This is a genomic window from Anoxybacteroides tepidamans (assembly GCF_014201465.1).
Classification (GTDB): domain Bacteria; phylum Bacillota; class Bacilli; order Bacillales; family Anoxybacillaceae; genus Anoxybacteroides; species Anoxybacteroides tepidamans.
Genome location: NZ_JACHEP010000003.1, coordinates 146,975 through 169,833, shown reverse-complemented (window position 1 = coordinate 169,833; position 22,859 = coordinate 146,975). Strand labels below are relative to the sequence as shown.

Genomic DNA, 22,859 nt, shown 5'->3' with positions numbered 1-22,859 from the left:
ATGCATAGAAAATACATTCATTTTTTTTGTTTCGTGATAAAATAAGACATATGAGTACGAATTCAAGGGTAGGTGTCATCGTGGGCAAAGTCATTGCGATTGCAAATCAAAAAGGTGGAGTGGGGAAAACGACAACAGCGGTGAATTTGGCGGCTTGCTTAGCGCATCTCGGTAAAAAAGTATTGCTTGTTGATATTGATCCGCAAGGGAATGCAACAAGCGGTATTGGCATCGAAAAAGGAGATATTGATGAGTGCATTTATAACGTTCTCGTTGAAGATATGAAAGCAAAAGATGTTGTAAGACCGACGAATATTGAACATTTATATATCATTCCGGCTACCATTCAATTAGCGGGTGCAGAAATTGAATTAGTGCCGGTTGTTTCGCGGGAAATTCTTTTAAAAAATGCGCTTGCCCCGTTAAAAGAACAATATGATTTTATTTTGATCGATTGCCCGCCTTCGTTAGGATTATTGACACTAAACGCTTTAACAGCAGCGGATGCGGTGTTAATTCCGGTACAATGCGAATATTACGCGCTCGAAGGACTAAGCCAGCTGTTAAATACAATTCGCCTTGTACAAAAGCATTTAAATACGAACTTAAAGCTCGAAGGCGTCGTTTTAACGATGTTAGATGCACGGACGAATTTGGGACTTCAAGTGATTCAAGAAGTGAAAAAATATTTCCGTGAAAAGGTGTATGAAACGATTATTCCGAGAAATGTCCGTCTAAGTGAAGCGCCAAGCCATGGGAAACCAATAATTCTTTATGATGTGCGATCGAAAGGGGCAGAAGTATATTTAGAATTGGCAAAGGAGGTGTTAGCGCGTGGCTAAAGGTCTTGGAAAAGGCATCAACGCTCTATTTTCAAACTTAGAAGTGAATGAAGGAGAATCGATTCAAGAAGTCAGCATTAAAGAACTACGCCCGAATCCTTATCAACCGCGCAAAACGTTTCGACCCGAATCGATCGAAGAATTAAAACAGTCGATTGTTCAACATGGGATTTTGCAGCCATTAATTGTCCGGCAAAGCATCAAAGGATATGAAATTGTTGTCGGAGAAAGGCGGTACCGCGCCGCTAAAGAAGCAAACTTAAAAACCGTTCCTGTTGTTGTCCGCAGCTTAACGGAACAACAAATGATGGAATTCGCGTTACTTGAAAATTTACAGCGAGAAGATTTAACACCGATTGAAGAGGCGATGGCGTATCAAACATTAATGGAACATCTGCAGTTAACGCAAGAGGAATTGGCCAGTCGAGTTGGAAAAAGCCGTCCGCATATTGCCAATCATTTGCGGCTATTGTCGCTGCCAAAAGAGATTCAAGATCTTATTACAGACGGAACGTTATCGATGGGACATGGACGAGCTTTGCTTGGATTAAAGAAGAAAGAAAAAATGAAATCAATTGTCGATAAGATCATCTCGGAGCAGCTAAATGTTCGCCAGCTCGAAAAGTTGATTCAAGAAGTCAATCAAAATGTTTCACGTGAAACAAGCAAAACGAAAAAAGAAAAGAGTGTTTTTGTTAAACAAAGCGAGCTATTGTTAAGCGAAAAGTTTGGAACGAATGTAACGATTAAACAAAATCGAAAAAAAGGGAAAATAGAAATTGAATTTTTCTCGAATGAAGATTTAGAACGAATTTTGCAGTTATTAAACGTACAATTGGATGAATGACATAGCCATCAAGTTTGATGGTTTGTTTTTTGAATAGGAGGAAACATATTTGGTGTTGTTAGGGACGATTGTGAACGGAATTTGTATTATGCTAGGGACATTATTAGGGAAAGTATTTCATCGCATTCCAGAAAAAATGAAAATGACGGTGATGAGCGGAATCGGTCTTGCAGTTGCATTATTAGGAATGCAAATGGGATTGAAAAGCGAACATTTTCTCATCGTCATTTGCAGTCTTGTGTTTGGCGGCATACTAGGGGAGTTATGGGACCTTGATGATCGACTCAATAAGCTCGGCTATTGGTTGGAACGAAAGGTAGGTGGCCATGAACAAGGAACGATCGCGAAAGGCTTTGTGGCGGCGACGTTGCTGTTTGTCATCGGAGCGATGGCGATTATCGGAGCGTTAGATAGCGGGTTGCGGGGCGATCATCGCATTTTGTATACGAAATCGATCATCGACGGATTTACAAGCATCATTTTGACGACGACTCTTGGGATTGGTGTGATGTTTTCAGCGGTTCCGGTCGTATTGTACGAAGGAACGATCGCTCTCTTGGCTACACAAATTCAAACATCGGTGCCAAAAGAACTGATGGATTCATTTATTTCCGAATCGACTGCCACTGGTGGCATTTTAATTATGGCGATCGGTTTCAATCTATTAGGAATAACATCCATTCGCGTTGCGAATTTACTTCCGAGCATCGCCATAACTGCTCTCATTGTAACGATTCTTCATTTTTGGTAAAAAACCATTTCTTGTTGCTTATAACTAAAGAGGCATTTATAGCGGTTTGCGTTGTTCTTGGTTTATCATATTTGGCAAGTATTCTCTTCGTTTTAAATACCGATCTGTTTCATAAATGCCGTTTGCAATCGTTTTCGCCATGCTCATGACTAAATGGAGACGCGTATTTTGTAAAACGAAAAATTCCATAAATCCGCTTACGTTTACAACTCCTGTAATATGGAGGTCTCCAACAGGGGGGAGTTGTTTATTTACGCCGGCACCTGGTCGGACAGGTCCTTTCGCAACCGTAATGGTTCCAACGCTTTTTAACCTCCCTAAGCAAGCATCGATGGCAATCATTAGTACGTTTTCATGAATGGAACGAATCGCAGCAATTTTCTCTTCTAAATTAACAGCGTGAATCGGCTCTTCCAATGTTCCATATACGTGAAAATAGGACATATTTTTTTCTTTTAACATTGTGCCGACAAGTGGTCCGAGCGAATCGCCCGTGGACCGATCCGTTCCAATGCAAACGATAGCCATCGGCTGCGTTAATGGAGAAGGAAGCAACGAAATCAAGTGCATCGCGACTAAAGTGGCAGCACCTTGTTCATTATAGAAAATTCGTTCTTTTTCATTTTTGGAATGAAAAAAAATCGACGATCTGCTCATATATAGTTCACTCCTGATACTTATCCTAAAATACCGAATTACAAATGTATAAACTTAAAATATTCGACAAAATCGATTTTCATCCTTCAGATGGTGTTGTGTTTTGCATGATGGATATCTATTAACTATTAAACAGTATACGGAAAAAACAGGAATTATATACATGCACGTTCTCGTTTTCTTACATATGGATTGATCTTTAAAATATTGATAAAATAATGAATATGCATGGCACGAGGTACTTTAACGTATGTCGAGGTGAAGCGAAAGGTGAGCAGCATCGAAACTTTTTACCGTCATATCTTTACGTTTTTAACGAATGAAGATTTTTGGATGCGGGTTAGCACTGGAATCGTGCAAATGATCATGATCATTGTGATTGCTACGGTTTTATCCAAAGTTTTAAAGATAGCCGTTCATAATATTTTTAAAGTGCGGCAAAAAGCGCCGATTCGCATTTCGGAGCGGAGGGAAGCAACGTTATTAAAATTGCTTGATAACGTCATTACATATGTTATATATTTCATTGCGCTCGTGATGATTTTAGATACATTTGGCGTGGCAGTTCGAACATTGCTTGCGGGAGCTGGAATCGTCGGTCTTGCCGTCGGTTTCGGTGCGCAAAGTTTAGTGAAAGATGTCATTACCGGATTTTTCATCATTTTCGAAGATCAGTTTTCGGTCGGTGATTACGTCCGCATCGGCAATTTTGAAGGATATGTAGAGACGATTGGGTTGAGGGTAACAAAGATTAAAAGCTGGACAGGAGAAGTTCATATTCTTCCGAACGGCAGCATTACCCAAGTAACAAATTTCTCCTTGCATAACAGTGTAGCAGTGGTGGATGTGAGCGTTTCGTATGAAGGAGATATTGAAAGAGCAGAGCAAACCATTCGCGAACTGCTGGCTGAATTGCCGGCTAAATATGAAGATATGGTTGCTCCTCCTGAACTTTTAGGCATTCAAAATTTTACGAGTTCGGAAGTGGTGATGCGGGTGGTTTGCGAGACGAAACCGATGCGCCATATGTTTATTGCGCGGGCATTGCGCAAGGAAATTAAGCTCCGGTTAGACGAACATGGTATTGAAATTCCATTTCCTCGCCTTGTTCTTTATAATCGTCAGGAGGAAGAAACAAAACGAGCAAAAACAGACGCATAAGAGGGGGGATGAACTAATGGAGAAAGAGTTTGGATTATATGATATTGTAGAGATGAAAAAGCCACACCCATGTGGCACAAATCGTTGGAAAGTTATTCGTATGGGTGCGGATATTCGCATTAAATGTGAGGGCTGTACGCATAGCGTGTTAATTCCGCGAAAAGAGTTTGTCCGGAAATTAAAAAAAGTATTGGAAAAGCATGAGGAGTAGTTCCTCATGTTCTTTATGTAAGGGGGAATGGAGGATATGGCAGAAGTTCGCATCTCGTCTTGCCCATTAAATTGCTGGGATACGTGCGGTTTGAAAGTGACAGTCGAAAATGGAAAAGTCGTGAAGGTTGATGGGGATGATGGGCATCCGATTACGCAAGGAAAAATTTGCGGCCGTGGGCGGATGCTTGAAGCGCGCACGAACTCAGCGGAGCGGCTGCTTTATCCTCTCAAAAAAACGAATGGCCAATTCGTTCGCATTTCTTGGGAACAAGCATTGGATGAAATTGCTGAAAAAATGAACGAAATCAAGGAAAAATACGGAACAACAGCTATTCTTCATAGCCATGATTATGCCAATAACGGATTATTAAAAAATTTAGATCGCCGGTTTTTCAATTGTTATGGCGGAGTAACGGAATTAACAGGTAGCCTTTGCTGGGGGGCCGGAATCGAAGCGCAAACGTGGGATTTTGGCAGTTCTTATAGTCACGCGCCGGAAGACATTTACAACAGCAAACATGTCGTCATATGGGGAAGAAATGTAGCGCGGACGAATATGCATTTATTCCAGCATCTTCAGGCTGTCAAAAAACGAGGGACGAAACTGATTGTCATTGATCCGATCTTTAATCAAACGGCGCAAATCGCCGATATGTATATATCTGTAGCCCCTGGAATGGATGGTTTTTTGGCGATCGGAATGATGAAGGAAATATTGCGTTTAGAGCTTGAAGATCGCACTTTTATTAAAAACTATACGATTGGATTTGAAGATGTAACGGCGCTACTTCAAAGGATCACGATGGAAGAAATCGAACAATTAACAGGAGTCGATCGTGATACGATGACAGCATTAGCGCTTATATACGGAAATCGCCCAACGATGACGTATTTAGGTCTTGGCATGCAACGGTACGCTAACGGCGGGAATACGATTCGGCTTATTGATGCGTTAGTTGCGATTAGCGGTAATATCGGCATCCCTGGAGGCGGAGTCAATTTTGGCAACCTTCAAGTCGGGCAAAGCTTTAACATCGCCGCATTAACTTTACCGGAACGAAAGACTGCAGCGCGGACGTTTACAATGATGAAGCAAGCGGAAGGAATTTTACAAGCAAGAGATCCAGAAATTAAAATGATTATCGTCACGTGCGGCAATCCGTTAACCCAAGTGCCGAATACTAACCTCGTTAAAAAAGCGTTTCAATCAGTGGAAACGGTTGTCGTGTTCGAACAATTTATGACTGATACGGCGGAATTGGCTGATTACGTCTTGCCGACGACAACAGTATTTGAAGAAGAAGATATTTATTATTCGTCGATGTATCATGCGTATGTGAACTACGGACCAGCGCTCGTACAGCCGCCGGGGGAGGCGAAGCCGGATCTTTGGATTTGGACACAGCTGGCCGAACGGCTAGGGTTTGGCGCTGATTTTGCTTTTTCGCGAGACGAGTTTTTAACGATCGGGTTAAGCGGCCTTGAAAAGCATGGTATTACGTTGGAAAAACTAAAACAAGAAAAGCATATGCTTCTTCCTGTTAAAGCGGTACCGTGGGACGATTATCGCTTTCAAACACCGAGCGGGAAATATGAATTTACATCCTCATTGGCTGAGCAAAAAGGGATGGATGGAAAATTAAAAATCATGTATCCCGCGGAGTCGGAAATGACTAACCGAGCATTAGCGGAAAAGCATCCTTATCGCTTGCTGACGATCCATCCGCTTCGTTCTAATCATTCGCAGCATTACCATTTGATAGAGTCGATGCAATCGATCAAAATCGAAATATCAAAAGATATTGCGGAAGAAAAAGGATTAAAAGATGGGGATACAGCGAGAGTTTTCAACTTCCGCGGGGAACTTGTTGGCCGTGTAAAAATTTTGGCCAACGCTTGTGCGAAGACGATCAATATTGACGAAGGACAATGGGGCAAATTTGGCGGAAGCGTCAATGTGTTGACGTCCGATCGCGAATCAGACAATGGCCAAGGAAGCACGTTGTATGACTGTCTAGTAAACATTGAGAAAATGAACGAATGAGCGTGCTTGTCATTTCGGCTTTTACTATCTATAATGAGGAAAGATGTTGACGGTTAAGAGGAGTGGAAATAATGGGATTAACAGCAGGAATCGTTGGGTTGCCGAACGTCGGAAAATCGACGTTATTTAACGCCATTACAAAAGCGGGGGCAGAATCCGCCAACTATCCGTTTTGCACAATTGAACCGAACATTGGCATTGTTGAAGTGCCTGATGAGCGGTTAAAAAAATTAACAGAACTTGTGAAGCCAAAAAGAACGGTGCCAACTGTATTTGAATTTACAGATATTGCTGGAATTGTGAAAGGAGCAAGCAAAGGAGAAGGACTTGGGAATAAGTTTTTATCTCACATTCGTCAAGTCGATGCGATTTGCCAAGTTGTCCGTTGTTTTTCCGATGAAAATATTACCCATGTAGCGGGAAAAGTCGATCCGCTTTCTGATATTGAAACGATCAATTTGGAGCTTATTTTTGCAGATCTTGAAACGGTCGATAAACGAATTGACCGCGTCGGGAAAATGGCGAAGCAAAAAGATAAAGAAGCAGTGTTTGAATATGAGATTCTTGCTCGCTTGAAAGAAACATTTGAGGCAGGCAAAGCAGCTCGCACGTTATCGTTTACGGAAGAAGAAATGAAAGTCGTGAAGCAGCTCCATCTATTAACGATTAAACCGATGTTATACGTCGCCAACGTCGGCGAAGAAGATTTGGTTGCTCCAGATGCGAATCCGTACGTTCAACAAGTGCGGGAATTTGCGAAAAGCGACAACGCAGAAGTCATCGTTGTTTGTGCGAAAGTGGAAGAAGAAATCGCTCAGCTTGATGATGAAGAAAAACAAATGTTTTTGCAAGAACTTGGAATTAAACAATCCGGACTCGATCAGCTCATTCGTGCGGCATATAGCTTGTTAGGCTTGGCTACTTATTTTACAGCTGGAGAGCAGGAAGTTCGTGCTTGGACGTTCCGAAAAGGAATGAAAGCGCCGCAATGTGCGGGCATTATTCACTCGGATTTTGAACGCGGTTTTATTCGGGCGGAAACCGTATCATTTGACGATTTAGTTGCTTGTGGTTCGATGGTAGCCGCCCGTGAAGCCGGAAAAGTGCGTTTAGAAGGGAAAGATTACGAAGTGCAGGATGGCGATATTATGCATTTCCGCTTTAACGTATAATATTGCATCTATCTTTTTATCATGATATAATCAGGAAATGTGAGTAATGCATATTGCTCCTTGCTCTTGTATAGAGCCGTTTAGACCAAAAGGAGGTGACTAGTAATGAGAAAATATGAAATCATGTATATTATCCGCCCAAACATCGATGATGAAGGAAGAAAGGCTGTTGTTGAGCGTTTCAACAGTATTTTAACAGAGAACGGTGCGGAAATTACAAACGTGAAAGAATGGGGTAAACGCCGTTTAGCGTACGAAATCAAAGATTTCCGTGACGGTTACTACATGATCGTAAATGTAACGTCTGAGCCAAAAGCGGTACAAGAGTTTGACCGTTTAGCAAAAATTAGCGAAGACATTATTCGTCACATCGTTGTAAAAGAGGAAGAATAATTCCGAATTTTAAGGAGTGGTTCTGATGATTAACCGCGTAATTCTTGTAGGGAGACTTACAAGAGACCCGGAATTGCGCTATACTCCAAATGGGGTTGCTGTTGCCACATTTACGTTAGCGGTCAACCGCCCGTTTACAAACCAGCAAGGCGAACGCGAGGCTGATTTTATTAACTGTGTCGTCTGGCGCCGTCCGGCGGAAAATGTAGCAAACTTTTTGAAAAAAGGAAGTTTGGCCGGAGTGGATGGACGTTTGCAAACGAGAAGTTATGAAGGTCAAGATGGAAGACGTGTGTACGTAACCGAAGTGGTTGCTGATAGTGTTCAGTTTCTTGAACCTAAAGGTAGCACAGAGCAACGTGGTGCAGCAGCAGGTGGCTACTACGGGGAGCCATATCCATTTGGACAAAATCAGAACCCACGTCACACAAACGACCAAGGCTTTAGTCGCATCGATGAAGACCCGTTTGCTCATGATGGACAACCGATCGACATTTCCGATGACGACTTACCGTTTTAAATAGAAAAGCGGAGGTCGTCTGCTTATCGGCGATATGCGCTGGCGGGGCTTGCGAGGAGGCTGTTGCCGCCACAGCAGAACCCGAAGCGTCGCGAGTTGATGGCGACCGAAGCTGGACAATACAAAAAGCGGAGGCGAGCGGTTAACGTTGAACGGGAAGCTCGTTTCAAGTATTATATATGAAAAAAGGAAGGAGGACGAAAAATGGCAGGACGTAAAGGCGGACGTGCAAAACGCCGTAAAGTTTGCTATTTCACAGCGAACGGAATTACACATATCGACTATAAAGATGTTGATACGTTAAAGAAGTTTATTTCTGAACGCGGAAAAATTTTGCCTCGCCGTGTAACAGGCACAAGTGCAAAATATCAACGCAAATTAACAGTAGCAATTAAACGCGCGCGTCAAATGGCATTATTGCCATACGTAGCGGGCGAATAAAGAAGAAAAAGCAGTAAGGGGGACGGTCCTTACTGCTTTTTTGATTGATATGGGGAGGGATTGCAAATGAAAAATACATATGTGCTGACAGAAGCAGCGATTCAGCTTGCCATTTTTATTGTGTTGTTTTTAGCATCATTATATGTGCCGTTATTAGGAGCGGTTGCCACTTTATTTTTATCTCTTCCTTTTATGGTGTTTACAATGCGGCATGGCTATGCAGCTAGTTTAATGCTGCTGCTTGCTGCGATCATTGTTTCGGTATTGATTGGTTCACTTCTGTCTCTTCCTGTTGTCTTCATGTTCGGAACGAGCGGAATTGTGATTGGTGCGCTGTTTGCTAAACAGAAAAATCGTTATATGATTTTAGTAGCGGCAACGGTCATATTTTTGCTGAATATGGTGATTGATTATATCATTTCGGTGAAATTTTTTGAAATGGACATTATTGCCCAAACGCTTTCATTATTAAAAGATTCCTTTCGTACTGCGATGCAAGTGATGGAAGGGATGGGGCAAGAGCCGCCAAAAGAGCTGCAAGAGCGTTTTCAACAAGGGTTAGAGCTTGTTAAATACGTCACTCCGACATTGTTTGCCGTTACAGCTCTGGCGTTTGCTTACTTGACCATCGTGGTTTCGGTTCCTATTTTAAAACGTTTAAACATGTCGGTTGGAACGTGGCCTCCGTTTCGCCAAATTACGCTGCCCAAACAGCTTTTATGGTATTACTTGCTTGTATTGGTTGCTACGTTCTTCCCATTAGAAAAAGGAACATTTGCGTATATCGCTGTCATTAATCTATATTATTTATTACAGCTTCTATTCATGATTCAAGGTTTTTCTTTTCTTTATCATGTAGCTAACCGTAAGAATATAGCGAAAGGGATCGTTGTAATCGGAACATTGCTTTGTTTCTTCTTCCCTTTTTTGCTTTATCTTATTGCAATATTAGGTATAATTGATTTAGGATTTGAATTACGGAAACGCGTTCAATAGACGATAGAATTATTATTTAGGAGCTGACATGAATGTCTCATTTTTATAAAAAGAAGGCATATCGCTATCCCCTTTATGCATTGATTGTCGTTTCGTTCAGTTTGATTGGAATGTTGTCGTATTTTCGATGGACATTGGGGTTAGCCAGCTTTTTGCTCCTCGTTTTTGTGCTTTATTATGTTATGCGATCACAGCGGGCGCTTTATACGGAACTCGAACAATATATCTCGAATTTGTCCCACCGCCTGAAAAAAGTCGGCGAAGAGGCATTAATGGAAATGCCGATCGGGATTATGCTCATCAATGATGATTATGTCATTGAGTGGACGAACGTGTTTTTAACGTCCTGCTTTGGAGAGCAAACGTTAGTTGGACGTTCGTTATATGATGTCGCTGAACAATTGATTCCGCTTATCAAGCAAGAAATCGATACGGAAATGGTTGATATTCATGACCGCAAGTTTAAAGTCATTATAAGGCGGGAAGAGAAGCTTCTTTATTTCTTTGATGTAACCGATCAAATTGAAATCGAAAAGCAATACGAAGCGGAACGGGTCGTATTAGGGGTTATTTTTCTTGATAACTATGATGAAATTACGCAAGGAATGGATGATCAAGCGAAAAGCCAGTTGAACAGCCAAGTGACATCAACGTTAAACAAATGGGCGCACAATTACGGTCTGTTTCTCAAAAGAACATCGTCTGACCGGTTTGTGGCCGTTTTAAATGAACAAATTTTGCAGCAACTTGAAAAAAATAAGTTTTCCATTTTAGATGAAGTTCGTGAACAGACGATGAAAAATAATATTCAGCTTACGTTAAGCATCGGAATCGGCACAGGTGCGTCTTCATTGCCAGAACTCGGGGCGTTGGCGCAATCCGGTTTAGATTTAGCGTTAGGGCGTGGTGGTGACCAAGTAGCAATTAAACAAGCGAATGGGAAAGTGAAATTTTATGGTGGAAAAACAAATCCGATGGAAAAGCGCACTCGAGTGCGGGCACGCGTCATTTCTCATGCTTTACAAGAATTGATTATCGATAGCGATAATGTCATGATTATGGGGCATAAATATCCGGATATGGACGCATTAGGGGCGGCCATTGGTATTTTAAAAATAGCGCAGCTGAATCAAACAGAAGGGTTTATCGTTCTTGATACGAATCGAATCGATTCAGGTGCACAACGCCTAATTGAAGAAATCAAAAACCATCCTGAGCTTTGGTCGCGGTTTGTTAAGCCAGAGCAAGCGCTGGAATTGGTCACCGATGATACGTTACTTATTATTGTCGATACGCATCGTCCTTCGTTAGTCATTGAAGAAAAATTAATTTTTCGCACCGATCATATTGTTGTCATTGACCATCATCGTCGCGGCGAAGAATTTATTGATAATCCGCTTCTTGTTTATATGGAGCCTTACGCTTCGTCAACATCAGAGCTTGTGACCGAATTGCTTGAATATCAACCGCAGCGTGCGAATCTCACGATGTTAGAAGCCACTGCCTTGCTTGCAGGCATTGTTGTGGATACGAAAAGCTTTACATTGCGCACCGGATCGCGCACGTTTGATGCCGCCTCTTATTTACGTGCTCAAGGTGCCGATACAGTGTTAGTGCAAAAACTGTTAAAAGAGAATATCGCCAGCTATGTGAAGCGGGCGAAAATTATTGAAAATGCCTCGATTAGTGCAAAAGGAATTGCCATTGCAAAAGGAGGCGCGAATGAAACATACGATCAAGTTTTGATCGCTCAAGCTGCTGATACGCTCTTGACGCTCAGCGGAGTAGTCGCTTCATTTGTCATTTCCAAGCGCTCGGACGAAACAATTGGCATTAGCGCCCGCTCACTAGGAGATATAAACGTCCAAGTCATTATGGAAAGTTTAGGAGGAGGCGGGCATTTAACGAATGCAGCGGCCCAGCTTACAAATGTCACGATCGAAGAGGCGGAGCGCCGTTTACGGGCAGCCATTGATGAGTATTTAGAAGGAGGTAAAAAATCATGAAAGTCATTTTTTTGAAAGATGTAAAAGGAAAAGGAAAAAAAGGGGAAATTAAGAACGTCGCAGACGGTTATGCGCAAAATTTCCTTTTTAAACAAGGTTTCGCCATTGAGGCAACACCTGCGAATTTAAAAGCGCTCGAGGCGCAAAAAAATAAAGAAAAACGCCAAGCAGAAGAGGAATTGGCGAAAGCAAAACAACTAAAAGAACAATTAGAGAGGTTGACGGTACAATTGTTTGCAAAAGCAGGTGAAGGGGGTCGTTTATTCGGTTCGATCACAAGCAAACAAATTGCTGAAGCGCTTCAAAGCCAACACCAAATTAAAATCGACAAGCGCAAGATTGAATTGGAAGATGCAATCCGGGCGCTGGGATATACGAATGTGCCTGTGAAACTTCATCCAGAAGTAACGGCCACATTAAAAGTACATGTAAGCGAACAAAAATAATGGATCGAAAATGTCAGGCGTGTTGATTAACCATTAAAAACCAGTTGACATCGCTCTATTCCTAGCTTTTCTGCCGTAGTCGGCTAAGCTCAGCTTGCCGACTGGAAATATTAGCATGCCCTCCTCGAACAACGAACGCTTTGCCGGCAAATGACATTTGCCCGCCGGCGTTCTTGTTCGAAGGAAGAGGCAGAAAAGCTTGTGTTCAGCCATATGATTCTATGTTTGTTAGTAAAATAATGGATAATCAACACTCGTATGAAAATGTGATTTTATGGGGCTAACCCCCTCATATAATCACATTTTTCTTATGGCTGACGATGTTTAATATGATTGAAAAAAGGTGGTGGAAGAGATGAACGATCTGTTTGCCGAGCGCATCCCCCCGCAAAATATTGAAGCAGAACAGGCTGTATTAGGAGCGATTTTCCTTGATTCTTCCGCTTTAACGTTAGCTTCTGAAATTTTAATTCCAGAAGATTTTTATCGTGCCGCCCATCAAAAAATTTTCCATGCGATGTTAAAAGTAGTTGATAAAGGAGAACCGGTTGACTTAGTCACGGTAACCGCAGAACTGGCCGATGCAAAAACGCTTGAAGAAGTAGGGGGCGTATCGTATTTAAGCGAATTAGCGGATTCTGTCCCAACCGCTGCTAACGTCGAATATTATGCGCGCATCGTCGAAGAGAAATCGATTTTGCGCCGATTGATTCGCACCGCAACGTCGATTGCTCAAGATAGTTATACACGCGAAGATGAAGTTGATGTGTTGTTAAATGAAGCAGAAAAGAAAATTATGGAAGTATCGCAACGGAAGCATTCTGGCACGTTTCAAAATATAAAAGATGTACTCGTTCAAGCGTATGACAATATTGAAATGCTGCATAACCGGAAGGGGGAAATAACAGGAATCCCAACCGGTTTTACAGAACTCGATCGAATGACAGCAGGGTTTCAGCGAAGCGATTTAATTATTGTCGCCGCGCGACCTTCCGTCGGAAAAACAGCTTTTGCACTAAACATTGCGCAAAATGTAGCGACGAAAACAAATGAAAATGTGGCGATTTTTAGCTTAGAGATGAGCGCTCAGCAACTGGTAATGCGGATGTTATGTGCTGAAGGGAACATTAATGCGCAAAATTTGCGCACAGGGAAATTGACCCCTGAAGATTGGGGTAAGTTGACAATGGCGATGGGAAGTTTATCGAATGCCGGCATTTATATAGACGATACGCCAAGCATTCGCGTCAGTGAAATTCGCGCGAAATGCCGACGCCTGAAACAAGAAAGCGGATTAGGAATGGTGCTTATCGATTACTTGCAGCTAATCCAAGGAAGCGGAAGAAATCGAGAAAATCGTCAACAAGAAGTATCGGAAATTTCCCGTTCGTTAAAAGCGCTTGCCCGCGAACTAGAAGTGCCTGTTATCGCTTTGTCGCAGCTTTCGCGCAGTGTCGAACAGCGCCAAGATAAGCGCCCGATGATGTCAGATATTCGTGAATCAGGAAGTATCGAACAAGATGCAGATATTGTCGCGTTTTTATATCGTGACGATTATTATGATAAAGACTCGGAAAATAAAAATATTATTGAAATCATCATTGCGAAGCAGCGGAACGGTCCTGTCGGTACGGTGCAGCTCGCTTTTATTAAAGAGTACAATAAGTTCGTGAACCTAGAACGGCGGTTTGATGATACCCAAATCCCTCCTGGGGCTTAAATCGGTTTAATGAGAAAGGAGCGTTACATATATAAATGCAATTTAGAACTTTAACGTTTTCGTCTTTTATGGAGTAATCGGTGTTTTTCGACTGTCGGGTGACCGAACAACAACGTTTCCAGACAAATACATTTGTCGGTGAAACGATTGGTTGTTCGGTCCTCTGTCACGCGAAGGCGTGACGAAGGCAAGTCACAGACTTGCCTCCGACAGTCGAAAAAATAGGGTGGCTGTTTTTTCGTCCGCCATAAGTTAAATCTCCCAGTTGTATTTATATAGATAGAACGCTCCGTTTTTTATCTCTGTATACGAATAAAAATAGTAAAATATCTATTTAATGTTCGTGTTTTGTTGACTTTAGCGAATAAAAGTGCTACACTTACTATGTTTATATTGAGTAAAGCGGAGGTGCTCGCTATGTCTTCAGTAGTCGTTGTCGGGACGCAGTGGGGAGATGAAGGAAAAGGAAAAATTACGGATTTCTTATCCGAAAATGCGGAAGTGATTGCTAGATATCAAGGTGGAAATAACGCAGGACATACGATTGTGTTTAACGGAGAGAAATATAAATTACACCTCATTCCATCAGGGATTTTTTATAAAGATAAAATATGTGTGATCGGAAACGGAATGGTTGTGGATCCGAAAGCGCTTGTCGCAGAATTACAATATTTATATGAACGGGGCGTTTCAACTGATAATTTGCGCATTAGCAACCGTGCCCATGTCATTTTGCCATACCACTTGAAGCTTGATGAAGTAGAAGAAGAACGAAAAGGAGCTAACAAAATCGGTACGACGAAAAAAGGGATCGGTCCGGCATATATGGATAAAGCGGCTCGCATTGGCATTCGCATTGCAGATTTATTGGATCGTGAAGTATTTGAGGAAAAGTTGGCTCGTAACTTACAAGAGAAAAATGTCCTTTTTGAGAAAGTATATGGAGTCGAAGGATTCAAGCTTGAGGACATTTTTGAAGAGTATTATGAATATGGCCAACAGATTGCGAAATATGTATGCGATACGTCGGTTGTCTTGAATAATGCGCTAGATGAAGGGCGTCGCGTATTATTTGAAGGCGCGCAAGGCGTTATGCTTGATATCGATCAAGGAACGTACCCATTTGTAACGTCATCGAATCCGGTTGCGGGCGGCGTCACGATCGGATCTGGCGTAGGGCCGACAAAAATTAAGCATGTCGTCGGTGTCGCGAAAGCGTATACGACCCGCGTCGGTGATGGTCCGTTTCCAACCGAGCTACATAATGAAATTGGCGATCGCATTCGCGAAGTCGGGCGTGAATACGGGACAACAACAGGGCGCCCACGCCGCGTCGGTTGGTTTGATAGCGTAGTCGTTCGCCATGCTCGCCGGGTGAGTGGAATTACCGATTTATCATTAAACTCTATTGACGTGTTAACGGGAATTGAAACGTTAAAAATTTGTGTGGCTTATCGTTATAAAGGACAAATCATCGAGGAATTTCCAGCAAGCTTAAAAGTGTTGGCAGAATGTGAGCCTATATATGAAGAGCTTCCAGGGTGGACGGAAGATATTACAGGCGTTAAAAGTTTAGACGAACTACCGGCTAATGCTCGTCATTATGTAGAACGTATTTCGCAGTTGACCGGCATTCCGTTATCGATTTTCTCTGTCGGTCCAGACCGCTCACAAACGAATGTCGTTCGCAGTGTATATGCCTAACCACGATATTTGCGAAGCATAGATACAAACATGTGTCTATGCTTTTCTTTTTGTGAATTGGCAATCGGTAATAAGTGAATTTGCGTTCATAACATGGTACATTATTAATGTATGTATCTTTTTGAATCCATCAATAACGGAAGGATGTGAATCATGATGGAAAAACGAATTCTTGTTGTCGACGATGAAAAACCGATTGCTGATATTTTGCAGTTTAATTTACAGCGTGAAGGATATGAAGTCATTTGCGCATATGATGGGGTCGAAGCGCTGCAAAAAGTGGAAGAAATCATTCCTGATCTTATATTATTAGATATTATGCTTCCGCAAAAAGATGGCATGGAAGTATGCCGCGAAGTGCGAAAAAAGTATGATATGCCGATCATTATGTTAACGGCGAAAGATTCCGAGATTGATAAAGTGCTCGGTTTGGAATTAGGAGCAGATGACTACGTGACGAAGCCTTTTAGTACAAGGGAATTGTTAGCGCGTGTGAAAGCGAATTTGCGACGCCATCAGCCGAGTGTAAATGTGATGGAAGAAAATAATGATATGAACGAAATTATCATTGGCTCGCTTGTTATTCGCCCAGATGCGTATGTTGTATTAAAACGGGGAGAAATGATTGAGCTGACCCATCGCGAATTTGAATTACTTCATTATTTGGCCAAACATATCGGACAAGTGATGACAAGGGAGCATTTGCTGCAAACAGTATGGGGATACGATTATTATGGAGATGTCCGCACGGTAGACGTTACCGTTCGCCGCTTACGGGAAAAAATTGAAGATAATCCTTCCCATCCGGCGTGGATCGTGACACGGCGCGGTGTCGGTTATTATTTGCGCAATCCAGAACAGGAGTAAAAGAAACAGCATGAAAAAAGTAGGTCCATTTCGTTCGATTCATTTTAAATTTGTGCTTATCTATGTTCTATTAATTCTTGTCGCAATGCAAATTATCGGGGTTTATTTTGTAAGGGAGTTAGAAACGCAGCTTGTCCAAAATTTTAAAAGCTCTTTAAATGAGAGAGTGACATTGCTTGCTTATAACGTAGAGCAGGCGATGAGCAAAGAACACGATTCGAAAGGTCCGACGCTAGAAGAAGAAATTCGCTCCCTTCTTCACGATTTTGTTTCACAAGATATATCAGAAGTTCGTGTCCTTGATGATAAAAGCAAAGTGCTCGCTACATCGAATCCATATATGCAAAACATTGTCGGAAAACGGGCGACAGAAATTTTTGTAAAACGAGCGCTCGTCACGGGAGAAATGGTGGATCGAACGTTAATTGATCCGAAAACAGGTCATCGGATGTATATTTCTTCGACGCCGATCAAGCTCAACGGAGAAATTAAAGGAGCGATTTACATCATCGCTTCGTTGGAAAACGTGTTTTCACAAATGAAACAAATCAACGCGATTTTTGCTACCGGGACAGGGATTGCGTTGGTGATTACAGCGGTATTAGGGATTTTTCTATCCCGAACAATCACCCGACCGATTTCAGATATGAGAAAACAAGCATTAGCGATGACGAAAGGAAATTTTTCTCGTAAAGTAAAAGTGTATGGATACGACGAAATCGGTCAGCTAGCGATGACGTTTAACAACTTGACGAAGAAATTGCAGGAAGCGCAGGCCACAACGGAAGGAGAACGGAGAAAACTAGCGCTTGTGCTTACCCATATGACGGACGGGGTGATTGCAACCGATCGGCGTGGCCGGATCATTTTAATTAACGATGCTGCATTAAATATTTTAAATGTTTCACGTGAAACAGTGCTTTCGAGTTCGATTATTGATGTGCTCGGGCTGGAGGGGCAATATACGTTTGAAACGTTAATTGAAGAGCGAGATTCGCTCATTTTGGACTTTAGTACCGACGAAGAACTATATATTTTGCGGGCCTCGTTGTCGGTAATTCAAAAAGAAACGGGTTTTGTGAACGGCTTGATCGTCGTGTTGCATGATATTACAGAACAAGAAAAAATCGATCAAGAGCGAAGAGAGTTCGTCGCGAATGTTTCACACGAACTAAGAACGCCGCTAACGACGATGAAAAGCTATTTAGAGGCGCTCGGAGAAGGATTATGGAGAGATGAAAACATTGCGCCGCGATTTATTGAAGTAGCGCAAACAGAAACAGAGCGAATGATTCGATTAGTGAATGATTTATTGCAGCTTTCAAAATTAGATAGTAAAGATTATAAGCTTAATAAATCATGGGTCAATTTTTCACGGTATTTCCATAAGGTCATCGACCGCTTTGAATTAACGAAAAACGAAAACGTTACGTTTATCCGAAAAATTCCTGATGAAGCGATTTTTATTGAAATTGATGAAGATAAAATTACGCAAGTGCTCGATAATATTATTTCAAACGCATTAAAATATTCTCCTCAAGGCGGTAACATTACGTTTCGCATCAAAGAATTAAGTGATGAAATTTTAGTGAGCGTCACAGATGAAGGAGTTGGCATTCCGAAATCGGACTTGTCTAAAGTATTTGAACGGTTTTATCGTGTTGATAAAGCACGTTCACGTAAACTCGGTGGAACGGGATTAGGATTAGCGATTGCCAAAGAAGTAGTCGTGGCTCACGGAGGGAGAATTTGGGCGAAAAGTCAAGAGCATAAAGGAACGACGATTTTCTTTACATTACCACTCGAGCGAATCCAAGAGGATGACTGGGATGAAGTATGAAATAGTGAAAACGATTATATTAACGTTTTTAGTGTTGACAAGCATTGCATTCACATGGGGACTATGGACGTATCATCCGAAATACGATGTGATTCAAAATGACGAATATATTCAAAACGTACCCGTCAGCAATACGCAAGTGGATACATCGATGATTGTTCGTCCTTTGCAAATACTGATTCATAAAAATGCGGCTCATTATGGGATTATTGAAGAAGCGGAAATCAACAAGCTATTAAAAGAACTAAAAAAGTGGACGTTCGATGATTTTGAAAATATTTCATCCACTATTCCAAAAGGAGAGTTTTTATCATTTGTTCATGGGAAAGGAAAAATCGAAATCATTTATCCTGATGACATTCCGATGAATATTTATCGCGATCTTTTACAAATCGATGATAGAGGAATGGACGATGTGAGTTTTGATACGATCGTCATTCCTGTTGAACAGCGGCAAGATTTCGTTGCGTATTTTGTTTCAACCGATCATCGAAAAGTATACAAGGCCGTAGTGAACGATGTGTCAATGGAAGAAATCAATCAACTATACGAAAAAGCGGAGAATTTCCCGCACTATTTTGCTTATAATGTGAGTGAAACAAAGTCGTTTTTTCTTCCAGAAAAAGAGATCACGATGAACCGTCTGCAATACTATACGGATGAACTCGATCCGGATAGATTTAAAGAAGCATTATTTAGCGACCCAAGTTTTGTGAAAAAAGATATAGTAACGTTCGGTGAAGAATATACGGATGGGTCGAGATTGATGGATGTTGATTTTTTGCAAAAATTATTGTTATATGTGAATCCAGCCGCGAAAAACACGATCAACCAATCGAGCGAAGAGAGTTCTACGCTGATTCAAAAAAGTATTGATTTTGTCAATGAACATGGCGGCTGGACGGATATGTATCACTTTGCAGAATGGGATCGTGACAAACGAAAAGTCGTGTTTCGGCTCTTCGTTAACAATTACCCTGCCTTTAACGATTATGGGATGTCTGAAATTATTCAAATATGGGGAACGAATGAAGTAAATAAGTATCAACGCCCGTTATTCCGGTTAGAAATTCCGGATCGTGTGAGCGTGCCAACTAAATTATTGTCTGGTCAAGAAGTCATTCAACAGTTGGAAAAGATGAAAGGATTTAAAAAAGAATTTGTAAGCGGAATTACGTTAGGATATGAGCTTGTCAAAGATCCAGAACGAGAAAAAGTCGTTGTATTAGAGCCTGCATGGTTTTATTTATATGATGGAACGTGGAGGAAAATTACTGTAAAAGAAGAAACGAACGAGATACGAGGAGGGAATACGATTGGATTGGAGTAAGACAAAGACGATCTTTATTATTACTTTTCTCATCCTCGATCTCTTTTTAGGTTATCAGTTTATGCAAAAACGAAGCAGCAGTCAGCTTGATGTCATTTTAGAAACGACCATTGAAGAACAACTCGAAGCGAATGGTATTACGTATGTTGAGATCCCGAAAGAAATTACGAAAGCATCGTATGTAAGCGGAAAAAGCAAGATTTTTACCCGCGAAGAAACGGAAAAATTGACGAATCAAAAAGTGACGACGAGCAATCAGCCTGTTTTGCAAGCAACGTTTGTTCAACCGGTTTCTCTTGCGAATTTTAAAGATCCTTACAGTTTGAATGAGTTTTTGCAGCAAAACATAATCGGTGGGAAAAATTATGCGTTTTGGTCGTTCGATGAAAAATCGCAGACGATTATTTGCTTTCAAAAATACGGTAACAAAATGATTTATAAAAATGTCAGCAGCATGCTGTTGTTGCATTTAAATGACAAAAAAGAAGTCGTTTCTTATGAACAAACAATGCTAGACGATTTAGAAAAATATGAGAAAAAACAAGACATTATCCCAGCGATTAAAGCGATTGAAACACTGTATAAGAAAGATTATTTAAAGCCGGGCGATCGCGTCACCACGATCGAACTCGGATATTATGCACTTGTGCAATTTACCGCTTCGCAAGTATTAACGCCGACTTGGCATATTGTGGTGAACGGCAAGAAAGATTATTTTATTCATGCGTTTGAAGGGCAAATTATTAATGATGAAGGAAAAGTGTTGGAGTGAATGAGATGATGCAGTTTAGCGTCCTTGCCAGTGGAAGTACGGGAAACGCTTTTTATGTCGAAACAACTAAACATCGGTTGCTTGTCGATGTGGGGTTAAGCGGCAAGCAAATCGAACAGCTTTTTCAACAAATTGGCCGTCATGTAAAAGATGTGACGGCGATTTTAGTGACTCATGAACATAGTGACCATATTAAAGGGTTAGGAGTTTTGGCGAGAAAATATCAGCTTCCGATTTATGCGAATGAAAAAACATGGAAAGCAATGGAAGGATTGATTGGCGAAATTCCTACTGAGCAGAAATTTGTATTTCCTATCGGGGCTGTTCGTTCGTTTGGTGATTTAGATGTCGAATCATTTGGTGTATCTCACGACGCCGCCGAACCGATGTTTTATGTGTTTCACCATGAAGGAAAAAAGCTTGTATTAATCACGGATACAGGGTATGTAAGCGATCGGATGAAAGGGATCATTAAATGTGCCGATGTTTTTGTGTTTGAAAGCAACCACGATGTGGAAATGCTGCGAATGGGTTCTTATCCATGGCACATTAAGCGTCGCATTTTGAGCGATGTCGGTCATGTGTCAAATGAAGATGCTGCGTTAGCGTTAGCGGATGTGATCGGTGATCAAACGAAACGAATTTATTTGGCGCACTTAAGCCAAGATAACAATATGAAAGAATTAGCGAGAATGACAGTGGAGCAAATGCTGGCAAGCAAAGGGTTTGTGATTGGCGAGCAGTTCCATCTTTATGATACCGATCCGAAAATTCCAACAAAATTAGCGTATGTGTAAACGCAATTTTGGAAAGGATGGGCTAATGTGTTCAAAATGGATTTTTGTGAAGAGCAAGCATTATAATATATAGAGGATCGATACGTATTTGGTAGAGAAAGGACAGGTGAGCTGTTGATGGGCTATTACGACGATCATTATGAGCAATACCGGCAAAAACAAAAAGGAAATCGCCGCGGCACATTTTTCGCTGCATTAGTTGGGGCCGTTTTAGGGGCGTTATTAGTGACGTTTTCGATCCCGGCGCTTTCAAAGTGGGATGTTTTGCCTTATTCTGTGACGCCAAAAGGGGGCGGACAGACGGAAAATGAGGGAACGGTGGGGAATAAGCCGACTGTTCAAGAAAATGTATCGGTCAACGTCGTTTCACAAGTAACAAAAGCGATTGATAAAGTATCCGATGCCGTTGTCGGCGTCGTCAATATTCAAGAAGCAAACTTTTGGTCGCAAGGCGGCGAAGCTGGAACAGGGTCAGGGGTCGTTTATAAAAAAGCAGACGGAAAAGCATTCATCGTTACGAACCATCACGTAGTGGAAAATGCGAGCCAGTTAGAAGTGAGCTTAAAAGATGGGACGCGCGTGCGTGCCAAATTATTAGGAAGCGATGCGTTAACAGATTTAGCGGTGCTTGAAATCGATGCGAAGCATGTTAAAAAAGTGGCGGAGTTTGGCGACTCCGACGCTGTGAAGCTAGGCGAGCCGGTCGTGGCGATCGGAAATCCGCTTGGCCTTCAATTTGCTGGATCAGTGACACAAGGAATTATTTCAGGGAAAAATCGGACGATCGAAGTCGATTTGGACCAAGATGGATTACCGGATTGGAATGCAGAAGTGCTGCAAACCGATGCGGCTATCAATCCAGGGAATAGCGGCGGCGCTCTCGTGAACATTGAAGGGCAAGTGATCGGCATTAACTCGATGAAAATTGCCCAAGAGGCGGTAGAAGGAATCGGCTTTGCCATTCCAATCAACTCAGCACGTCCGATTATTTCCGACTTAGAAAAATACGGACAAGTACGCCGTCCATATATGGGGGTAGAGCTTCGGTCCTTAAGCGACATTCCTTCTTATCATTTGCAAGAGACGTTGCATTTGCCGCCAAATGTGACAGAAGGAGTTGCCATTATTCAAGTGGTGCCAAGATCTCCGGCGGCGCAAGCAGGATTAAGACAGTTTGATGTCATCGTTGCATTAGATGGCCAAAAAATTACGAATGTGCTTGATCTGCGAAAGTATTTGTATACGAAAAAGACGATTGGCGATGAAATGAAAGTGACATTTTATCGGGATGGAAAAAAAGAAACGGTGACGATGAAGCTGGCAAAAGAATCGTTCTAATC

The 22,859-nt window shown here is 41.8% G+C and carries 22 protein-coding genes; 21 read left to right on the top strand and 1 reads right to left on the bottom strand.

The genetic code is table 11. From position 1 onward, the window contains the following. Nucleotides 1-80 precede the first annotated feature (80 nt). The 3 genes from HNQ34_RS05915 to HNQ34_RS05905 are packed head-to-tail and all read left to right on the top strand — an operon-like array spanning nucleotide 81 to nucleotide 2,440. Complete coding sequence (locus tag HNQ34_RS05915) at nucleotides 81-842, top strand: ParA family protein (RefSeq protein ID WP_183252567.1); 762 nt, start codon at nucleotides 81-83, stop codon at nucleotides 840-842. Next, on the top strand, nucleotides 835-1,689 hold the full coding sequence (locus HNQ34_RS05910; RefSeq protein ID WP_183252565.1) for a ParB/RepB/Spo0J family partition protein: 855 nt from the start codon (nucleotides 835-837) through the stop codon (nucleotides 1,687-1,689). The genes HNQ34_RS05915 and HNQ34_RS05910 overlap by 8 nt, the downstream gene beginning before the upstream one ends. Nucleotides 1,690-1,738: 49 nt before the next feature. Further along, the gene (locus HNQ34_RS05905; RefSeq protein WP_183252563.1) at nucleotides 1,739-2,440 is read left to right on the top strand and encodes a DUF554 domain-containing protein; all 702 of its coding nucleotides are present in this window, start codon (nucleotides 1,739-1,741) and stop codon (nucleotides 2,438-2,440) included. A 36-nt stretch (nucleotides 2,441-2,476) separates the two neighbouring features. On the opposite strand, the gene yyaC is transcribed toward HNQ34_RS05905, so the two are convergent. Continuing rightward, entirely contained in the window at nucleotides 2,477-3,097 is a 621-nt protein-coding gene (gene yyaC / locus HNQ34_RS05900) for a spore protease YyaC (RefSeq protein ID WP_183252561.1), read from the bottom strand. A gap of 333 nt (nucleotides 3,098-3,430) precedes the next feature. On the opposite strand from yyaC, the gene HNQ34_RS05895 reads away from it, so the two are divergent. The 18 genes from HNQ34_RS05895 to HNQ34_RS05810 all read left to right on the top strand — a co-directional run bounded on the left by HNQ34_RS05895 (nucleotide 3,431) and on the right by HNQ34_RS05810 (nucleotide 22,857). Then, nucleotides 3,431-4,258, top strand: coding sequence for a mechanosensitive ion channel family protein (locus HNQ34_RS05895; RefSeq protein WP_246363851.1), 828 nt, complete (start codon nucleotides 3,431-3,433; stop codon nucleotides 4,256-4,258). Between the two features lie 16 nt (nucleotides 4,259-4,274). Then, nucleotides 4,275-4,469 carry a DUF951 domain-containing protein gene (locus tag HNQ34_RS05890; protein ID WP_183252557.1) on the top strand — a complete coding sequence of 65 codons (195 nt, stop codon included), beginning with the start codon at nucleotides 4,275-4,277 and terminating at the stop codon, nucleotides 4,467-4,469. A gap of 36 nt (nucleotides 4,470-4,505) precedes the next feature. After that, nucleotides 4,506-6,515 carry a molybdopterin-dependent oxidoreductase gene (locus HNQ34_RS05885; protein WP_183252555.1) on the top strand — a complete coding sequence of 670 codons (2,010 nt, stop codon included), beginning with the start codon at nucleotides 4,506-4,508 and terminating at the stop codon, nucleotides 6,513-6,515. Between the two features lie 71 nt (nucleotides 6,516-6,586). Then, nucleotides 6,587-7,687, top strand: coding sequence for a redox-regulated ATPase YchF (ychF, locus tag HNQ34_RS05880; protein ID WP_183252552.1), 1,101 nt, complete (start codon nucleotides 6,587-6,589; stop codon nucleotides 7,685-7,687). Nucleotides 7,688-7,792: 105 nt separating this feature from the next. Next, entirely contained in the window at nucleotides 7,793-8,080 is a 288-nt protein-coding gene (gene rpsF / locus HNQ34_RS05875; protein WP_183252550.1) for a 30S ribosomal protein S6, read from the top strand. Nucleotides 8,081-8,105: 25 nt separating this feature from the next. Further along, nucleotides 8,106-8,600: a single-stranded DNA-binding protein gene (ssb, locus tag HNQ34_RS05870; protein WP_183252548.1), complete on the top strand. Its 495-nt coding sequence runs from the start codon at nucleotides 8,106-8,108 to the stop codon at nucleotides 8,598-8,600. A 204-nt stretch (nucleotides 8,601-8,804) separates the two neighbouring features. Next, nucleotides 8,805-9,041, top strand: coding sequence for a 30S ribosomal protein S18 (gene rpsR, locus HNQ34_RS05865; protein ID WP_027408127.1), 237 nt, complete (start codon nucleotides 8,805-8,807; stop codon nucleotides 9,039-9,041). A 66-nt stretch (nucleotides 9,042-9,107) separates the two neighbouring features. Further along, on the top strand, nucleotides 9,108-10,037 hold the full coding sequence (locus HNQ34_RS05860; protein ID WP_183252546.1) for a YybS family protein: 930 nt from the start codon (nucleotides 9,108-9,110) through the stop codon (nucleotides 10,035-10,037). A 32-nt stretch (nucleotides 10,038-10,069) separates the two neighbouring features. Then, the gene (locus HNQ34_RS05855; RefSeq protein ID WP_183252544.1) at nucleotides 10,070-12,043 is read left to right on the top strand and encodes a DHH family phosphoesterase; all 1,974 of its coding nucleotides are present in this window, start codon (nucleotides 10,070-10,072) and stop codon (nucleotides 12,041-12,043) included. Next, nucleotides 12,040-12,489, top strand: coding sequence for a 50S ribosomal protein L9 (rplI, locus tag HNQ34_RS05850; protein WP_183252542.1), 450 nt, complete (start codon nucleotides 12,040-12,042; stop codon nucleotides 12,487-12,489). Before HNQ34_RS05855 ends, rplI begins: the two co-directional genes overlap by 4 nt. A 355-nt stretch (nucleotides 12,490-12,844) precedes the next feature. Continuing rightward, on the top strand, nucleotides 12,845-14,209 hold the full coding sequence (gene dnaB, locus HNQ34_RS05845) for a replicative DNA helicase (protein WP_183252540.1): 1,365 nt from the start codon (nucleotides 12,845-12,847) through the stop codon (nucleotides 14,207-14,209). 417 nt (nucleotides 14,210-14,626) lie between these two features. Continuing rightward, the gene (locus HNQ34_RS05840; protein WP_183252538.1) at nucleotides 14,627-15,913 is read left to right on the top strand and encodes an adenylosuccinate synthase; all 1,287 of its coding nucleotides are present in this window, start codon (nucleotides 14,627-14,629) and stop codon (nucleotides 15,911-15,913) included. A 156-nt stretch (nucleotides 15,914-16,069) separates the two neighbouring features. Next, nucleotides 16,070-16,780 carry a response regulator YycF gene (gene yycF / locus HNQ34_RS05835; RefSeq protein ID WP_183252535.1) on the top strand — a complete coding sequence of 237 codons (711 nt, stop codon included), beginning with the start codon at nucleotides 16,070-16,072 and terminating at the stop codon, nucleotides 16,778-16,780. A gap of 10 nt (nucleotides 16,781-16,790) precedes the next feature. After that, entirely contained in the window at nucleotides 16,791-18,620 is a 1,830-nt protein-coding gene (walK, locus tag HNQ34_RS05830) for a cell wall metabolism sensor histidine kinase WalK (protein WP_183252533.1), read from the top strand. Beyond that, nucleotides 18,601-19,950, top strand: a complete 1,350-nt coding sequence (locus HNQ34_RS05825; RefSeq protein ID WP_183252531.1) for a YycH family regulatory protein — start codon at nucleotides 18,601-18,603, stop codon at nucleotides 19,948-19,950. The genes walK and HNQ34_RS05825 overlap by 20 nt, the downstream gene beginning before the upstream one ends. Continuing rightward, nucleotides 19,937-20,722, top strand: coding sequence for a two-component system regulatory protein YycI (locus HNQ34_RS05820; RefSeq protein ID WP_183252529.1), 786 nt, complete (start codon nucleotides 19,937-19,939; stop codon nucleotides 20,720-20,722). The genes HNQ34_RS05825 and HNQ34_RS05820 overlap by 14 nt, the downstream gene beginning before the upstream one ends. A gap of 8 nt (nucleotides 20,723-20,730) precedes the next feature. Next, on the top strand, nucleotides 20,731-21,519 hold the full coding sequence (locus tag HNQ34_RS05815) for an MBL fold metallo-hydrolase (RefSeq protein ID WP_183252604.1): 789 nt from the start codon (nucleotides 20,731-20,733) through the stop codon (nucleotides 21,517-21,519). Between the two features lie 117 nt (nucleotides 21,520-21,636). Next, a complete protein-coding gene (locus HNQ34_RS05810) occupies nucleotides 21,637-22,857 on the top strand; it encodes a S1C family serine protease (RefSeq protein ID WP_183252527.1) in 1,221 nt (406 codons plus the stop codon). Nucleotides 22,858-22,859 lie beyond the last annotated feature (2 nt).

Coding starts and splice junctions, on each gene's coding strand:
- yyaC (WP_183252561.1), bottom strand. CDS start 3,097: ATGAGCAGATCGTCGATTTTTTTTCATTCCAAAAATGAAAAAGAACGA.
- HNQ34_RS05895 (WP_246363851.1), top strand. CDS start 3,431: ATGCGGGTTAGCACTGGAATCGTGCAAATGATCATGATCATTGTGATT.
- HNQ34_RS05890 (WP_183252557.1), top strand. CDS start 4,275: ATGGAGAAAGAGTTTGGATTATATGATATTGTAGAGATGAAAAAGCCA.
- HNQ34_RS05885 (WP_183252555.1), top strand. CDS start 4,506: ATGGCAGAAGTTCGCATCTCGTCTTGCCCATTAAATTGCTGGGATACG.
- ychF (WP_183252552.1), top strand. CDS start 6,587: ATGGGATTAACAGCAGGAATCGTTGGGTTGCCGAACGTCGGAAAATCG.
- rpsF (WP_183252550.1), top strand. CDS start 7,793: ATGAGAAAATATGAAATCATGTATATTATCCGCCCAAACATCGATGAT.
- ssb (WP_183252548.1), top strand. CDS start 8,106: ATGATTAACCGCGTAATTCTTGTAGGGAGACTTACAAGAGACCCGGAA.
- rpsR (WP_027408127.1), top strand. CDS start 8,805: ATGGCAGGACGTAAAGGCGGACGTGCAAAACGCCGTAAAGTTTGCTAT.
- HNQ34_RS05860 (WP_183252546.1), top strand. CDS start 9,108: ATGAAAAATACATATGTGCTGACAGAAGCAGCGATTCAGCTTGCCATT.
- HNQ34_RS05855 (WP_183252544.1), top strand. CDS start 10,070: ATGTCTCATTTTTATAAAAAGAAGGCATATCGCTATCCCCTTTATGCA.
- rplI (WP_183252542.1), top strand. CDS start 12,040: ATGAAAGTCATTTTTTTGAAAGATGTAAAAGGAAAAGGAAAAAAAGGG.
- dnaB (WP_183252540.1), top strand. CDS start 12,845: ATGAACGATCTGTTTGCCGAGCGCATCCCCCCGCAAAATATTGAAGCA.
- HNQ34_RS05840 (WP_183252538.1), top strand. CDS start 14,627: ATGTCTTCAGTAGTCGTTGTCGGGACGCAGTGGGGAGATGAAGGAAAA.
- yycF (WP_183252535.1), top strand. CDS start 16,070: ATGGAAAAACGAATTCTTGTTGTCGACGATGAAAAACCGATTGCTGAT.
- walK (WP_183252533.1), top strand. CDS start 16,791: ATGAAAAAAGTAGGTCCATTTCGTTCGATTCATTTTAAATTTGTGCTT.
- HNQ34_RS05825 (WP_183252531.1), top strand. CDS start 18,601: ATGACTGGGATGAAGTATGAAATAGTGAAAACGATTATATTAACGTTT.
- HNQ34_RS05815 (WP_183252604.1), top strand. CDS start 20,731: ATGCAGTTTAGCGTCCTTGCCAGTGGAAGTACGGGAAACGCTTTTTAT.
- HNQ34_RS05810 (WP_183252527.1), top strand. CDS start 21,637: ATGGGCTATTACGACGATCATTATGAGCAATACCGGCAAAAACAAAAA.